The organism is Burkholderia sp. BCC1644 (assembly GCF_902833225.1).
Taxonomy (GTDB): domain Bacteria; phylum Pseudomonadota; class Gammaproteobacteria; order Burkholderiales; family Burkholderiaceae; genus Burkholderia.
Window position 1 is genome coordinate 1 of record NZ_CADFEI010000006.1, and the last position, 14,140, is coordinate 14,140.

Consider the following 14,140-nt stretch of genomic DNA (forward strand, 5'->3'; position numbering starts at 1 on the left):
GCGTTTTCAGCAGCAGAGAAGCGAGATTATGAACCGTGTTTCGCAGCTCGTCAACAACTTTTTACACGACATCGTTGCGACTGCGGGGCTCAACTTCCTGCACCACCGAGGCCGCTACCACCAAGCCTCAACAGCACCGCTTCCCTTCCTCCCGCGCCGCGTTTCCGTTAGCGCGAAAGAGGCGTGATTGTAGGCAGCCTCTTCGAACTGCGCAAGGGGTTTCGCAAAAAATATAAGGCCCCGCACGCTGCCGCGTGCGGGGCCTTATATATAGAAGCAACCTGACCCGTCAGCCTGCACGCACCTGGCGCGCGACGATCTCCATATAGTGATCGAGGTCAGGCGTCACCTTCCCTTCCTCCTTCGCCGAATCGTCCCAGCGGCGCAGACGCAGCGCATCTTCCGCGAACGGGCGCCGCAGGAACGCCGCCGTCTCCTCTTCACTGAAGATGCCGCCCTGCAGCGCGAGGCTGCGCACCGAGTCCGGCGACAGGCTTTCGAAGTAGCCGGCGTCCGTGCGGCACAGGCAGCGCTTCGCGTCGACGTGCAGCCGGATCGGCTCCAGCACCGCGTCGGAAAACAGCGGCCGCAGGAACGGCAGCACGTAATACTGATGCAGATCGTCGATTCCGCGCGCGCTCGGCGTCTCGCCCTGGCGATTCAGCAGATGACCGAGGTCGTGCAGGAACGCCGCCGCGACCAGTGCCTCGTCCGCGCCCGCCTCTTCCGCCAGCAATCCGCTCTGCAACGCATGCTCGAGCTGCGTGACCGGTTCGCCGCTATAGGCCACATGGCCATGCTCGCGATACAGGCCGTGGATCTCTTCCACCGTCAATGCCATCCGTTTACTCCCAAGGCAACGAAAACGTCTTCAGGTTCGTGAAGCTCTTCATCGCCTCCTGAACGCCTTCCTTGTAACCGAGCCCCGAATCCTTGATCCCGCCGAACGGCGACAGCTCGATCCGGTAGCCGGGTACTTCCCATACATTCACCGTGCCGACGTTCAGTTCGTTCACGAACCGCACGACCGCCGCCGTGCTGTCGGTACACACACCCGACGACAGCCCGAACGCCGTTCCGTTGCTGATCCGGATCGCGTCGTCGATCGTATCGAACGTGATCACCGGCGACACGGGCCCGAAGGTCTCCTCGCGCACGATCGTCATCGACGGATCGACGTTGTCGAGCACGGTCGGCGAATACAGCGCGCCGCGCCGCACGTTGCCGGTCAGCAGGCGCGCCCCCTGCGCAACGGCCTCTTCGACGCGCGCCTCGAACAGCCGCGCCGCCGCCTCGTCGATCACCGTGCCCATTTCATTTGCGGGATCGAACGGATCGCCGTACTTCCATGCACGCGTCTTCTCGACGAGCAATTCGGTGAATGCGGGTGCGATCGAACGCTGCACCAGCATCCGCTTGACGGCCGTACAGCGCTGGCCCGAATTCCGGTACGAGCCGAGCACCGCCAGCGACGCCGCGCGTTCGAGATCGGCGTCGTCGAGGACGATCAGCGGGTCGTTGCCGCCCAGCTCCAGCACGATGCGCCGGTAGCCGGCCCGCGCGGCAATCGCCTTGCCGATCGCCACACCGCCCGTGAACGTGATCAGCGACGCATGCGGATGCGTGACGAGTTCGTCTGCGATCTCGGCCGGATCGCCGGTCAGCACCTGCAGCATCGGCTCAGGCAGCCCGGCTTCGACCAGCAGGTCGGCCAGATAGAACGCCGACAACGGTACCTTCTCCGACGGTTTCACGATCACGCGGTTGTTCGTCGCGATCGCCGGCGCGATCTTGTGCGCCACCTGGTTCATAGGATGATTGAACGGCGTGATCGCGACGATCACGCCGTCAAGCGGCTGCCGCTGCGAAAACACGCGCCGCGCCTTGCCGTGAGGCGTCAGGTCGCATGAGAAACTCTGCGCGTCATCGCGCAATGCCTCGATCGCCGCGAACTTCAGCACGTCGGCGACACGGCCGATCTCGTAGCGGGAATCCTGCTTCGACAGCCCCGATTCGAGCGTGATCAGGTCGGACGCTTCCTCGGTGCGTTCGCGCAGCAGCGCGGCCGCACGTTCGAGGATCTGCGACCGCTCGTAGCGCGTGAGCTTCGGCCGGTAGGCCATCGCGTAGTCGAACGCCGCGCGCACGTCGTCGACGCTCGCAAGCGGCACAGTACCGACGCGCGTGCCCGTGTACGGGTCCGTGACGTCGAGCGTGCGTTCGCGCGTCGCGCGTGTACCGCACCAGCGCAACGCCTCTGCGCGAAACGCCGGATGATCGTGTCGAGGATGCGCCATCATGTCGTGACCCGGTTCAACACGAAATCGAACACGTCGAAGTTGCGCGGGCGACGCGCGGGATCGTCCCGCTCGATACGCCGGTTGAACAGCAACGGCACTTCCTGCTCCGACACGCCGCCGTGCGAACGCAGCGGCACCGTGAGGCCCGACAGGTCGTGTTCGCGCTCGCGCGTGCCGAGCGTCATGTCGCGGCGGCCGATCACGACGAGATCGCCGATCCGGTCGGCCGGCAGTTCGAAACGTGCGGCGGCTTCCGCGTTGTCCAGCACGAGCTCGACGCCGTCCAGGCCGCCGACACGCCACATCGCTTCAGCCCGGTCGACACCCGGCGCCAGGTAGATCGTCGCAAACGAGCCGAGCGCGCCGTGGTGCACGACGTACGGATCGGTGATCGGCAGGATCACGCGCGCAGCCTGCGCGCCGTACCAGCCATCGAATGCGTCCTGCAGATAGATCACGTTCGGGTGGCCCGTCGCAGGATCGTGCTTCGCGTTCATCCCGTGGTCGGCCGTGAGGCCGATCGCCCAGCCGAGCGCGTCGAGCTGCGCAAGGTAGCCGTCCATCATCGCGTAGAACGCGTTCGCGCCCGCACTGCCCGGCTCGCACTTGTGCTGCACGTAGTCGGTAGTCGACAGATACATCAGGTCGACCTGGCGCGTCTGCGCGAGCCGCACGCCGGCCGCGAACACGAACTCGGACAGCGCCGCACTGTAGACGTCCGGCGACGGCAGGCCGACCCAGTCGAGCACGTCGACGATCCCGTTTTCCGCGAGATTCGCCTGCGCGGCCTTCTCGGCGGAGAAGCAGATGCCGCGCATCTGCCAGCCGAGCAGCCGGCGCAGCTTGTCCTTCGCGGTCACGACGGCCACCCGCGCGCCGGCGTCGGACGCCGCCGCGAGCAGCGTGCCGGCCCGCAGGTAGGCCGGGTCGTTCATCATCACTTCGGCGCCGCGCCCGCCGTCGGCGGCCGGATCCCAGAAATAGTTGCCGCAGATCCCGTGGACCGACGGCGGCACGCCGCAGACGATCGACAGGTTGTTCGGGTTGGTGAAGGTCGGCACGACGCAATCGCCGCGCCACGCCGTGCCTTCCGCGATCATCCGGCCGATGAACGGCGCGACGCCCGCTTCCACTGCCCGTTCGAGATAGTCGTACTCGCAGCCGTCGACGCAGACGACGACGGTCGGCTCGACCGGCAGCCGGTAGCGCCGGCCGTTGACGTCGACCGAGCGACCCGCCAGCCCCGTCGAGGTGCCGGCCGCCGACGCGTCACCGGGATGGCGCAATGCGAACGCGGCGTTCATGATGCCGCCCGCTTGCCGCGCGGCACGCGCGCGGCAATCAGCAGCAGCGCCGCGAGCGACGCGCCGAGCATCAGCAGCGACAGCGCCGATGCCGGAAGGTAGTAACCGCGCTCCACCTGGCCGATCACGACGATCGGCACGGTCGCGAAGCCCGGCGGATACACCGTCAGCGTCGCGCCGAGCTCGCCGAGCGACAGCGCGAAGCCGAGCGCGAGGCTCGCGCGCAGCGCCGGCACGAGCTGCGGCAGCAGCACACGGCGCAGCACCATCGCGGGCGGCGCACCGAGGCTCGCCGCGGCTTCGCGCAGCACGGTCAGTTCCGGACGCAACGCGGCGGCCGCGCAGCGATAGCAGAACGGCAGGATCAGCGCGAGCTGCACGAGCACGACGATCGCCGCCGAGCTCGACAGGTCGAGCGGCTTCTGGTGATACGCGATCAGCACCGCGAGCCCGAGCACGACGCTCGGCACACCGTTCGGCACCATCACGAGCGCGTCGACCACTGCGCCGAGGCCGCGCCGGTCGCGCCCTTCGAGCGCCAGCGCGAGCCACAGCCCAAGGATCGTGCCGATCGCCGATACGCCGAAGCCGATTTCGAGGCTCGTCAGCAGCGCGTCGTACTCCGGCGACCCGAGCCGTTCGAACCAGCGCAGGCTGTAGCCGGCCGGCAAGATCGTGCCCGACCACTGGGTCGACACGCTCGACAGCGCGACGACGACGACCGGCAGCACGAACAACCAGAAGCACGCGAATGCGGCCAGCGCGAGCGCGACACGCGACGCGTGCTTGAGCAGCGCGTCGCTCCAGCCGATCTGGTGGCGCGGCACGGCTTGCCCGATACGAAATTCAGCGGACATCGTTCCCTCCCGTCGCACGCCGGTTCACCCGGCGATAAACCGCATACAGCGCCAGCGACAACGCCAGCATCACGACCGCGCCGGCCGACGCGGTCGGCAAATCGAGATCGACGGTCGCGCTGCTGTAGATCGCGACCGGCAACGTGACGAGCCGCGCGCTGCCGAGCACGAGCAGAATCCCGAACTCGTTCAGCGTCAGCAGAAAGCACAGCACGGTGCCGGCGGCGATGCCCGGCCACGCGATCGGCAGGACGACGCGACGCGCGAGCATCCAGCCGGGCGCGCCGAGGCTGCGGGCGGCTTCGATCAGACGCAGGTCGAGCGTCGCGAACGACGCGAGCGTCGGCCGCACGACGAACGGCGTATAGAACACGGTCTGCGCGAGAATCACGCCGCCGATGCCGAACAGGAAATCGAGCGGCGGGTTCTCGAGATGGAACAGGTGCTGCAGCGCGATGCTGATCGACCCTTGCGAGCCGTACAGGAAGATCAACGTGAACGCGACGAGGAACGACGGGAACGCGACGTACAGCTCCAGGAAGCGCGTGACGAGCGATGCGCCCGGGAACGGCTTGAAGAACAGCAGCGCGGCCAGCAGCACGCCGAGCACCGACGCGGTGCCGGCGCTCGCGAACAGCACGCCGAGCGTCGTCATCATCACGCTGCGCGTGTCGGGATTGCCGAAGAAGGTACGGTACGCGGCGAAACTCAGCCCGTGATCGCCCGATACGCTCAGCAGCACGAGCCGCACCAGCGGATAGACGACGAGCGGGCCGAGCAGGACGATCGCGAGCGCGGCCAGGTGCAGGTCGCCCATGCGCTTGCGGCGCCGCGCGGCGGCAGCGTGCGCGGCGGCCGACGCGAGCACGTGCGGCGGCAGGCCGGCTTCAGGGCTCGATAAGGACGACATCGTCTGCCTCGCATTGCAGGGACACGCGCGCACCGCGCTCGGGGGCCGCGCCGCGGCCGCGTTGCATCGTGACGCGCACGGGCTCGTCGGGCGCCGCGTCGATCACGACCGCGATCGACAGGTCCGCGCCCTGCCATTCGACGGACGCCACCGTGCCGTGCAGGCCGCCGGCCGCCGGCGGCATCACGGTCAGGCGCTCGGGGCGCACGCACGCGACCTTGCCGCGCACGTCGTGGCGCGGATCGCCGAGCGGGAAGATCACGTGCGGCGGCAGCAGGTTCGCCGGGCCGAGATAGCGTGCGACGTAGCCGTCCTGCGGCGCGTCGTACAGTTGCTGCGGCGTGCCGAGCTGCGCGATGTGGCCGTCGCGCATCAGCAGCGCGCGGTCGGACAGCACGAGGGCGTCGTCGCGGTCGTGCGTCACGCAGACGACGGTCAGGTTCGGCAGGCGCTCGTGCAGCGCCTTCAGTTCACTGCGCACCGAGGCGCGCAGGTTCGCGTCGAGCGCCGACAGCGGCTCGTCGAGCAGCAGCACGTCCGGCTCGATCACGAGCGCGCGCGCCAGCGCGACGCGCTGCTGCATCCCGCCCGACAGCTGCGCGGGCAGATGATGGCCCGCATCGCCGAGCTGCACGAGCTTCAGCGCGTCGGCGACGCGTCGCGTCACTTCCGACGACGCCATGCCGCGCGCGCGCAGCCCGAATGCGACGTTCTCGAACACCGACAGGTGCGGGAACAGCGCGTAATTCTGGAACAGCAGACCGAGGTTGCGCTTGTGCGGCGGCGCATAGGTCAGGTCGCGTCCGGCAACGGTCAGCGTGCCGGTCAGGCCATCGGCCTTCACGAACCCGGCGATGAAGCGCAGCAGCGTGGTCTTGCCGCAGCCGCTCTTGCCGAGCACGGTCAGAAATTCACCGGCACCGATCGACAGCGACAGATCTTCCAGCACCGTGCGTGCGCCGTAGCGCACGCTCAGGTGTTCGATCTGCACGCCGCCCGGCGCGCCGGACCGCAGCGTCGCGTGCGGTTCGGCGGCGCCGAATGCGCCGGGATGGGTCAGGGTGGTTTCCACCGGGTTCATCCTCTTGCTCACTAATACAGGCGGCGTGTGCCGATCACTTCGGCTTGACGACGTCGAGCTGCTTGCCCGAGCTGCCGATCACGTCCTTCTTCCAGCGCTCGATCCACACCGGCTTCTTCGCCATCACCTGGGTCCAGTCGACCGGGATCAGCTTCACGCCCGCGATCGCCTTCTTGACCGCTTCGCCGTTCTTGCCGGCCAGCGGCACGTCCGTGCGGCCCGGGATGCCGTACATGTCCGGCACCTTCGACTGCACGTCCGTCGACATCAGGTAGTCGATCAGCTTCTTGCCGGCGTCCTGGTTCGGGCCGCTCTTGATCAGGCCAATGCCGTACGGGAGCTGGAACGTGGTCGGCTGGTCGCCGTCCTTCGCTGCCAGGAAGATCGGCTTGACGGACAGCGCGCCGTGTTCGGCGTCGTCGAGGTCCATCTGCAGGTCGCCGTTCGCGACGCTGATTTCGTTACGCGAGAGCAGCACGTTCAGGTAGCCCGTGCCCTTGGTGTGGAACTTCACGCTCTGCGACAGCTTCGCGAGGTAGTCGAACGCCTTGTCCTCGCCCATCAGCGACGTCGTCAGGATCAGCACGGCCATCCCGTCGCCGGCCGTGGCCGGGTTCGAGTACGCGACCTTGCCGGCATAGGCCGGCGACAGCAGGTCGGCGAACGTCTTCGGCTGGTTCTTCACGACGTCCGGGTTGATCGCGAACGAGAAGTAGTTGTTCACGAACGTCGCCCACGTGCCGTCCTCGGCCTTCGCGATGGCCGGCACGTTCTTGTAGTTCACGCTCTGGTACGGCTGCAGCAGGCCCATCTGGCCGGCTTGCTGGATGAACGGCGGCAGCGTGACGATCACGTCGGCCTTCGGGGAATTCTTCTCGATGTTCGCGCGGTTCACGACCTCGCCGCTACCTGCCGTCACGATGTTGACCTTGACGCCTTCCTTCTTCTCGAAGGCCGGCAGCACATCGCGATAGAGGTTCTCGAGACCGTCCGCCGTATACAGCACGACCGCGCTCGCCGCATGCGCGGGCAACGCGGCGCCCATCAGACCGGCGACGCTGGCGGCCAGCGCAAGCTTGCGGAACGCGCCGGCAGCGGCGCGCGAGGAATTCTGCAGTGTCATCTCACTTCTCCGTAGGCGGAACACCAAACGGCCGGGGCACGATCCGGCTCTCCTGTTATCTCCGGGCAGGCCGATCGACGGCCCGCCTCGCCGCCGCGCTGCGGTTGGTTTCGCGCGGCAACCGAAGGATCACAGCGTTCGATGACAAACCCGTGACGAATGCCACAATTTCCAAAAAATGACACATTTTGCCAATATCATGCAAGTCATTCAGAAATGCCGCCCGGCGTTTCGTTCGACCTCTGCTGGAGAAAAACCATGTCCGACCCGATTCTGCTCACGCCCGGCCCGCTCACCACGTCCGCCACAACGCGCCACGCAATGCAACATGACTGGGGGTCGTGGGATGCCGCTTTCAATCAACTGACGGCCAGCGTCTGCGCGGATCTCGTCGCCATTGCGCACGGTGGCGACGAGTACGTGTGCGTACCGATGCAGGGCAGCGGCACGTTCTCGGTCGAAGCCGCGCTCGGCACGCTGGTGCCGCGCGACGGCGTCGTGCTGGTGCCCGACAACGGCGCGTATTGCGCACGCATCCTGAAGATCCTCGGCCGGCTCGGCATCGACGCGATCGCGTTGCCGTTCGGCGAGGACGCGGCCGTCGACGCGGCGGCGGTCGAGGCCGCGTTCGCGCGCGAGCCGCGCATCACGCACGTCGCACTCGTGCATCTGGAGACGAGCGCCGGGATCCTGAATCCGCTCGATGCGATCGCAGCCGCGTGCCGGCGCCACGGCAAGCGGCTGATCGTCGACGCGATGAGCTCGTTCGGCGCGTTGCCGATCGCGCTCGCGGACAGCGGCATCGATGCGCTGGTCTCGGCGAGCGGCAAATGCCTCGAAGGCGTGCCGGGGATGGGGTTCGCGATCGTACGGCGCGACGCGCTCGACGCGTGCGAAGGCAACTCGCCGTCGCTCGCGCTCGACCTCCACGACCAGTACGCGTACCTGCGCAAGACGGGCCAGTGGCGCTTCACGCCGCCGACCCACGTGATCGCCGCGCTGCGCGCCGCGCTCGACCAGTACCTCGCCGAAGGCGGGCAGCCGGCGCGTGGTGCGCGCTACGTGGACAACTGCCGCACGCTGGTCGAGTCGATGCGCGCGCTCGGCTTCGTGCCGTTCCTCGACGCGAGCGTGCAGGCACCGGTGATCGTCACGTTCCATGCGCCCGACCATCCGGCCTACGATTTCCGCCGCTTCTACGACGCGGTGCGCGACGCGGGCTTCATCCTGTATCCGGGCAAGCTCACGCAACTCGAGACGTTCCGCGTCGGCTGCATCGGCGCGATCGATTCGGGCGATATCCGGCGTGCGGTCGCGGCGATCGCGCAGGCCGTCGAATCGCTCGGCATCGCCGTGCAGCGCGCGTAAGCGCCGTGCGCCGACCGGCACGCCGGCCGGCGCCGCAAACAAAAAAGCCCGGCGGCCGATTGGCCGCCGGGCTAACGCACTGGATGTGCGTGGAGGCGGTGCTTACAGCTCGATCCGCTTGATGTCGCCGACGACGAAGATGTACGACAGCGCACCGACCAGCGCGATCACGCCGATGAACACCAGCGCACCGACGAACGAGCCGGTCGACGCGACGATGAAACCGACGACCAGCGGCGTGACGATGCCCGCGAGGTTCGCCGCGAAGTTGAAGATGCCGCCCGTCACGCCGAGCAGGCCGTCCGGCGCGATGTCCGACACGAGCGTCCAGCCGAGCGCGGCCATCCCCTGCGCGAAGAAGGCCACCGACATGATCGCGATCACGGCTTCGTTGCTCTTCACGTAGTTCGCGAGAATGATCGTCGACGCGAGCAGCAGGCCCGCGATGATCGGCAGCTTGCGCGCGAGGTTCGCGGACTTGCCGCGGCGCAGCAGCCAGTCGGAGAAGATTCCGCCGAACATCACGCCGACCGACGCGGCGATGAACGGCATCACCGCGAAGAAGCCGATCTTCAGCCAGCCCATGTGGCGCTCGGTGGCGAGGTAGGTCGGGAACCAGGTCAGGAAGAACACGAGCGTCGAATTGCCTGCGAACTGGCCGAGGCAGATGCCCGCGAGCTGGCGCTTCTTCAGCAGCTTGCCGGCCATCGCCCAGCTGAACTTCTTCTGCTCGCCCTTGCCGCCTTTGTCGCCATCCTTGCGTGCGCTGTGCACGAGACCGCCGCCCGCCTCGATGTACGCGAGCTCCTCCGAGTTGGCGCCCGGATGGTTGCGCGGCTCATGATAGAACTTCCACCAGACCAGGCCGAACACGATGCCGATCGCGCCGACGACCCAGAACAGCGAACGCCAGCCGAACGCGCCCATCAGCGCGAACAGCACGGGGCTGAAGAACGCGAGGCCGATGTACTCGCCGACGGTATAAGTGCCCGTCGCCATCGCGCGTTCGTTCTGCGGGAACCACGTCGCGACGACCCGGCTGTTGGTCGGGAAGCACGGCGCCTCCGTCACGCCGAGCCCGAGCCGGCATGCGAACAGCGTCGCGATGCCCGGCACGAAGCCCTGCAGGAACGTGCACAGCGACCACAGCGTCATCGACCAGTAATAGGTGATCTTGCTGCCGAAGCGGTCGAGGAACAGGCCGCCGGGCACCTGCATCGCAACGTAGGTCCACGAAAACGCGGAGAACATGATGCCCATCACGGCCGCGTTGATGCCGAGCTCCTTGGTGAGCTGCGGCGCAGCCACCCCCAGCACGGTGCGGTCGAGATAGTTGATCATCGTGCCGATCGCGAGCAGCGCGAGAATCTTGTAGCGCGCCGAGGTGCGCCGGACCGTGCCGGCCTGCGCCGGCGCGGCGCTCGTGTGGGTGGTGTGCTGCATGGTCGTCTCCTGGTCTCTCTTTCTGTAAGGGGTCAGCGCGCGACGAGCGACTGAAAGTGATCGAACATCCGCTCGGCGTCGGGCGTGCGTCCGGTGAAGATCTCGAACGCGTCGACGGCCTGGTAGACGGCCATCCCGCCGCCCGGCAGCGTGGCGCAGCCGGCCGCGCGCGCGGCGTGGATCAGTTCGGTTTCGAGCGGGAAATACACGATGTCGGCCACCCACATGGCCGCGTGGAGCAGTTCGGCCGGCAGCGGCAGGCCCGGATGCTTGGCCATGCCGGTCGGCGTGGCGTGGATCAGGCCCGTCGCAGCGCGCATCGCGGCAGCGAGATCGCCGCCCGGCATGATCCGCGCGGCGGGGAAGCGTTGCTGCAGTTCGGCCGCGAGCGCGGCGGCGCGCGTGCCGTCGACATCGAAAATCTTCAGTTCGGCCGCGCCCATCTGCAGCGCCGCGTGCGCCACGGCCGCACCGGCGCCGCCCGCGCCGAGCTGGACGACGCTGTCGAGCTTCGCGTCGGGCAACCCGCGGCGAAACGATTTCGCGAAGCCCGACCAGTCGGTGTTGTGCCCGATCCGCTTGCCGTCCTTGAACAGCACGGTGTTCACCGCGCCGAGCGCGCGCGCGTCGTCCGACAGCGCGTCGAGGTGTTCGATCACGCGCTGCTTGCACGGGTGCGTAATGTTCAGCCCGTTGTAGCCCATCCGCTGCGCGGCATCGAGCAGTTGCGGCAGTGCGTCGACGGTCACGCCGAGCGCGTCGAGATCAATGCGCCGGTACACGTAGCCGAACCCCTGGCGGAAACCTTCTTCCTCGTGCATCGCGGGCGACAGCGAACCGCCGATGCCCTGGCCGATCAGGCCGATCAGAAACGACGGGCGGCTCATCGTGCGGCTCCCTGCGCAAACAGCGTCGCCAGACGCTGCAGCGCGAACACGTAGCCTTCGGTGCCGCAGCCGCAGATCACGGCTTCGGCAACCGCCGACACATAGGAATGGTGGCGGAACGCCTCGCGGCGATGCACGTTCGAGATATGGACTTCGATCACCGGCTTCGCGATCGCGGAAAGCGCGTCGGCCAGCGCGACCGACGTATGCGTATAGGCAGCCGGGTTGATCACGATGCCGTCCGTGTCGAGGCGCGCGGCATGCAGCCAGTCGATCAGCTGATGCTCGGCGTTCGACTGGCGGAACTCGATTTCCAGCCCGAGCGCCTCGGCCGCCGTACGGCAGCGCTGCTCGACGTCGGCGAGCGTTTCCGCGCCGTAGATATGGGGCTCGCGCGTCCCCAGCAGGTTCAGGTTCGGGCCGTTCAGCACCAGCACCTTGTGCTTGCTCATGGTGATTCTGCTCCTAAAACAGGGGCGGACCGTGACGGCATCGCCCCGAAAACATCGGAATTTGGCGCTAGTGTGCGCCCGTGAAAGCGCGCTGTCTTTTCGGGTTTTCGCTAATTTGTACCACCTAGTTAGTTTGTACAATACACGCCACTACCCCAGTAAATTCGGGATATGGCGTTCGCCCGGGACTCAACGACTGGTTCATTCAGGACCGGTTCGACCGACGCCATGCCCCGCTCATCCGCAGGAATCGCCATGCAGCGCTCGATCGCCACCGTGTCACTGTCCGGCACGCTCGCCGAGAAACTCGCCGCCATCCAGGCCGCGGGCTTCGACGGCGTCGAAATCTTCGAAAACGACCTCGTCTACTTCGACGGATCGCCGGCCGACGTCCGGCGCATGGCCGCCGACCTCGGCCTCGACATCGTGCTGTTCCAGCCGTTTCGCGACTTCGAAGGCGTCAGCGCGGCCCAGCTCGCGCGCAACCTCGACCGGGTCAAGCGCAAGTTCGACGTGATGCACGCGCTCGGCACCGACCGCATCCTCGTCTGCAGCAATGTGTCGGCCGACACGATCGCCGACGACGGGCTGCTCGTCGACCAGCTCGGCGCACTCGCCGAAGCGGCGCGACAGGCCGGCGTGGTCGCCGCGTACGAAGCGCTCGCCTGGGGCCGCGTCGTGAAGCGGTACGGCCATGCGTGGAAACTCGTGAATGCCGTGAACAGTCCGCACCTCGGCCTTGCGCTCGACAGCTTCCATACGCTGTCGCTCGACGATTCTCCGGACGCGATCGCCGACATCCCCGGCGACCGGATCGCGTTCGTGCAGATCGCCGACGCGCCGAAGCTCGCGATGGACGTGCTCGAATGGAGCCGCCACTACCGCTCGTTCCCGGGCCAGGGCGATTTCGACCTCGCGCGCTTCACCGCGCGGGTGATCGAGTCGGGCTACACGGGGCCGCTTTCGCTGGAGATCTTCAACGACGGCTTCCGCGCCGCGCCGACCACGGCCACCGCCGCCGACGGCCATCGCTCGCTGCTCTATCTGGAAGAACTGACGCGCGAGCGGCTCGCGCAGGACGGCCGCGCGCCGGCCGCCGGCCAGCCGCTGTTCGCGCCGCCGGCGCCGCCCGCGCACGTCGGGTTCCAGTTCATCGAATTTGCGGTCGACGCGCAGGCGGCGGCAACCGTCGGCGAATGGCTCGGCCGGATGCGCTTCCGGCTCGCCGGCCGGCATCGCTCGAAGGACGTGACGCTGTTCCAGCACGGCGCCGCGTCGATCGTGCTGAACGCGGAGCGCGACTCGTTCGCCGACGCGTTCTTCCAGCAGCACGGGCTGTCGCTGTGTGCCTCGGCATTCCGCGTCGACGACGCGAAAGTGGCGTTCGAGCGCGCGGCCGGCTTCGGCTATGCGCCGTTCTCCGGCCGCGTCGGGCCGAGCGAACGCGTGCTGCCGAGCGTAAAGGCGCCGGACGGCAGCCTCGAGTATTTCGTCGATGAAGCGCCGAACGCGCCGACGCTGTACGAATCGGACTTCGTGCTGACCGACATCGACGGCCCGAGCGAAGTCGGTCCGCTGACGGGCATCGACCATGTGTGCCTCGCGCTGCCGGCCGACGCACTCGACACGTGGATCCTGTTCTTCAAGACGGCATTCGGCTTCGAGGCCGAGCGCAGCTGGCTCGTGCCGGACCCGTACGGACTGATGCGCAGCCGCGCGGTGCGCAGCGCCGACGGCTCGGTGCGGATCGCGCTGAACGCGTCGGTCGACCGTCACACGGCCGTCGCCGAATCGCTCGACCGGTACCACGGCACGGGGCTGAACCACGTCGCGTTCCGCACGGACGACATCGTGAAGACGGTTGCCGCGTTCGCGGCCGACGGCGTACCGTTCCTGCGCATTCCGCCCAATTACTACGACGATCTCGCCGCGCGCTACGCGCTGCCGGACGAGCTGATCGACACGCTGAGCGCGCACCACCTGCTGTACGACCGCGACGAGCACGGCGGCGAATTCCTGCACGCGTATACGGAACTGGTCGACAACCGCTTCTCGCTCGAAATCGTCGAGCGGCGCGGCGGATACGACGGCTACGGCGCGACGAACGCGGCCGTGCGGCTCGCCGCGCAGGCGCAGCGCAGAAAATAAGGGAAGGAAGCGAATCGGGCATCGCGGGCCGAACCGTGGACGGGATCCGCGGTTGATGCAAAGGACCGCATTCCGCGCGCACCATCGTGGTGAATCGGACGGCCGCGGACCAGCCCGCGCGGCTGACCGCGATCGGGCCGGGAGCCGCACTGCGCATGGCGTTACATCCCGTAACCCGTACCGCAGCGCAGCATCCCGTCGCCCGCCACGGTTTTAAGAATCGCTTAAGTCTTCGACGGCACCATCCGCAACCAGTACCCGATGGTT

General features: G+C 67.6%; 13 protein-coding genes. 3 read left to right on the top strand and 10 right to left on the bottom strand.

Going from position 1 to position 14,140, the window contains the following annotated elements:
* Positions 1 to 187, top strand: a 187-nt coding sequence (locus HWX87_RS37880; RefSeq protein ID WP_208456531.1) for a hypothetical protein, incomplete at its 5' end; no start/stop codon positions are given.
* Positions 188 to 289: 102 nt separating this feature from the next.
* Here HWX87_RS37880 and HWX87_RS13195 read toward each other — a convergent pair.
* From HWX87_RS13195 to phnS, 7 genes are read right to left on the bottom strand one after another with little or no spacing between them, the layout of a single operon-like run.
* Positions 290 to 841 (bottom strand): phosphonate degradation HD-domain oxygenase, encoded by a 552-nt coding sequence (locus HWX87_RS13195; RefSeq protein WP_176047512.1) that lies wholly within the window; start codon positions 839 to 841, stop codon positions 290 to 292.
* 4 nt (positions 842 to 845) lie between these two features.
* Positions 846 to 2,300 carry a phosphonoacetaldehyde dehydrogenase gene (gene phnY, locus HWX87_RS13200; protein ID WP_176047513.1) on the bottom strand — a complete coding sequence of 485 codons (1,455 nt, stop codon included), beginning with the start codon at positions 2,298 to 2,300 and terminating at the stop codon, positions 846 to 848.
* Entirely contained in the window at positions 2,297 to 3,604 is a 1,308-nt protein-coding gene (gene phnA / locus HWX87_RS13205; RefSeq protein ID WP_176047514.1) for a phosphonoacetate hydrolase, read from the bottom strand. Before phnA ends, phnY begins: the two co-directional genes overlap by 4 nt.
* The gene (gene phnV, locus HWX87_RS13210; RefSeq protein ID WP_176047515.1) at positions 3,601 to 4,461 is read right to left on the bottom strand and encodes a 2-aminoethylphosphonate ABC transport system, membrane component PhnV; all 861 of its coding nucleotides are present in this window, start codon (positions 4,459 to 4,461) and stop codon (positions 3,601 to 3,603) included. The genes phnA and phnV overlap by 4 nt, the downstream gene beginning before the upstream one ends.
* Complete coding sequence (locus tag HWX87_RS13215) at positions 4,451 to 5,371, bottom strand: 2-aminoethylphosphonate ABC transporter permease subunit (RefSeq protein WP_176047516.1); 921 nt, start codon at positions 5,369 to 5,371, stop codon at positions 4,451 to 4,453. Before HWX87_RS13215 ends, phnV begins: the two co-directional genes overlap by 11 nt.
* Positions 5,349 to 6,452 carry a 2-aminoethylphosphonate ABC transport system ATP-binding subunit PhnT gene (gene phnT, locus HWX87_RS13220; RefSeq protein ID WP_176047517.1) on the bottom strand — a complete coding sequence of 368 codons (1,104 nt, stop codon included), beginning with the start codon at positions 6,450 to 6,452 and terminating at the stop codon, positions 5,349 to 5,351. The genes HWX87_RS13215 and phnT overlap by 23 nt, the downstream gene beginning before the upstream one ends.
* A gap of 34 nt (positions 6,453 to 6,486) precedes the next feature.
* Positions 6,487 to 7,575 carry a 2-aminoethylphosphonate ABC transporter substrate-binding protein gene (gene phnS / locus HWX87_RS13225; protein WP_176047518.1) on the bottom strand — a complete coding sequence of 363 codons (1,089 nt, stop codon included), beginning with the start codon at positions 7,573 to 7,575 and terminating at the stop codon, positions 6,487 to 6,489.
* Between the two features lie 258 nt (positions 7,576 to 7,833).
* On the opposite strand from phnS, the gene HWX87_RS13230 reads away from it, so the two are divergent.
* The gene (locus HWX87_RS13230) at positions 7,834 to 8,943 is read left to right on the top strand and encodes a 2-aminoethylphosphonate--pyruvate transaminase (RefSeq protein WP_176047519.1); all 1,110 of its coding nucleotides are present in this window, start codon (positions 7,834 to 7,836) and stop codon (positions 8,941 to 8,943) included.
* A 102-nt stretch (positions 8,944 to 9,045) separates the two neighbouring features.
* Here HWX87_RS13230 and HWX87_RS13235 read toward each other — a convergent pair whose 3' ends face one another.
* From HWX87_RS13235 to aroQ, 3 genes are read right to left on the bottom strand one after another with little or no spacing between them, the layout of a single operon-like run.
* A complete protein-coding gene (locus tag HWX87_RS13235; RefSeq protein WP_176047520.1) occupies positions 9,046 to 10,386 on the bottom strand; it encodes an MFS transporter in 1,341 nt (446 codons plus the stop codon).
* Between the two features lie 32 nt (positions 10,387 to 10,418).
* Positions 10,419 to 11,273 carry a shikimate dehydrogenase gene (locus HWX87_RS13240; RefSeq protein WP_176047521.1) on the bottom strand — a complete coding sequence of 285 codons (855 nt, stop codon included), beginning with the start codon at positions 11,271 to 11,273 and terminating at the stop codon, positions 10,419 to 10,421.
* Positions 11,270 to 11,725 carry a type II 3-dehydroquinate dehydratase gene (gene aroQ, locus HWX87_RS13245; protein ID WP_176047522.1) on the bottom strand — a complete coding sequence of 152 codons (456 nt, stop codon included), beginning with the start codon at positions 11,723 to 11,725 and terminating at the stop codon, positions 11,270 to 11,272. Before aroQ ends, HWX87_RS13240 begins: the two co-directional genes overlap by 4 nt.
* 255 nt (positions 11,726 to 11,980) lie before the next feature.
* Here aroQ and HWX87_RS13250 point away from each other — a divergent pair, with 255 nt between their 5' ends.
* On the top strand, positions 11,981 to 13,873 hold the full coding sequence (locus HWX87_RS13250; protein WP_176047523.1) for a sugar phosphate isomerase/epimerase and 4-hydroxyphenylpyruvate domain-containing protein: 1,893 nt from the start codon (positions 11,981 to 11,983) through the stop codon (positions 13,871 to 13,873).
* The last annotated feature ends 267 nt before the right edge of the window (positions 13,874 to 14,140 follow it).

Excerpts from the sequence above, each read along its gene's own strand:
- HWX87_RS13195 (WP_176047512.1), bottom strand. The coding sequence starts at position 841 with ATGGCATTGACGGTGGAAGAGATCCACGGCCTGTATCGCGAGCATGGC.
- phnY (WP_176047513.1), bottom strand. The coding sequence starts at position 2,300 with ATGATGGCGCATCCTCGACACGATCATCCGGCGTTTCGCGCAGAGGCG.
- phnA (WP_176047514.1), bottom strand. The coding sequence starts at position 3,604 with ATGAACGCCGCGTTCGCATTGCGCCATCCCGGTGACGCGTCGGCGGCC.
- phnV (WP_176047515.1), bottom strand. The coding sequence starts at position 4,461 with ATGTCCGCTGAATTTCGTATCGGGCAAGCCGTGCCGCGCCACCAGATC.
- HWX87_RS13215 (WP_176047516.1), bottom strand. The coding sequence starts at position 5,371 with ATGTCGTCCTTATCGAGCCCTGAAGCCGGCCTGCCGCCGCACGTGCTC.
- phnT (WP_176047517.1), bottom strand. The coding sequence starts at position 6,452 with ATGAACCCGGTGGAAACCACCCTGACCCATCCCGGCGCATTCGGCGCC.
- phnS (WP_176047518.1), bottom strand. The coding sequence starts at position 7,575 with ATGACACTGCAGAATTCCTCGCGCGCCGCTGCCGGCGCGTTCCGCAAG.
- HWX87_RS13230 (WP_176047519.1), top strand. The coding sequence starts at position 7,834 with ATGTCCGACCCGATTCTGCTCACGCCCGGCCCGCTCACCACGTCCGCC.
- HWX87_RS13235 (WP_176047520.1), bottom strand. The coding sequence starts at position 10,386 with ATGCAGCACACCACCCACACGAGCGCCGCGCCGGCGCAGGCCGGCACG.
- HWX87_RS13240 (WP_176047521.1), bottom strand. The coding sequence starts at position 11,273 with ATGAGCCGCCCGTCGTTTCTGATCGGCCTGATCGGCCAGGGCATCGGC.
- aroQ (WP_176047522.1), bottom strand. The coding sequence starts at position 11,725 with ATGAGCAAGCACAAGGTGCTGGTGCTGAACGGCCCGAACCTGAACCTG.
- HWX87_RS13250 (WP_176047523.1), top strand. The coding sequence starts at position 11,981 with ATGCAGCGCTCGATCGCCACCGTGTCACTGTCCGGCACGCTCGCCGAG.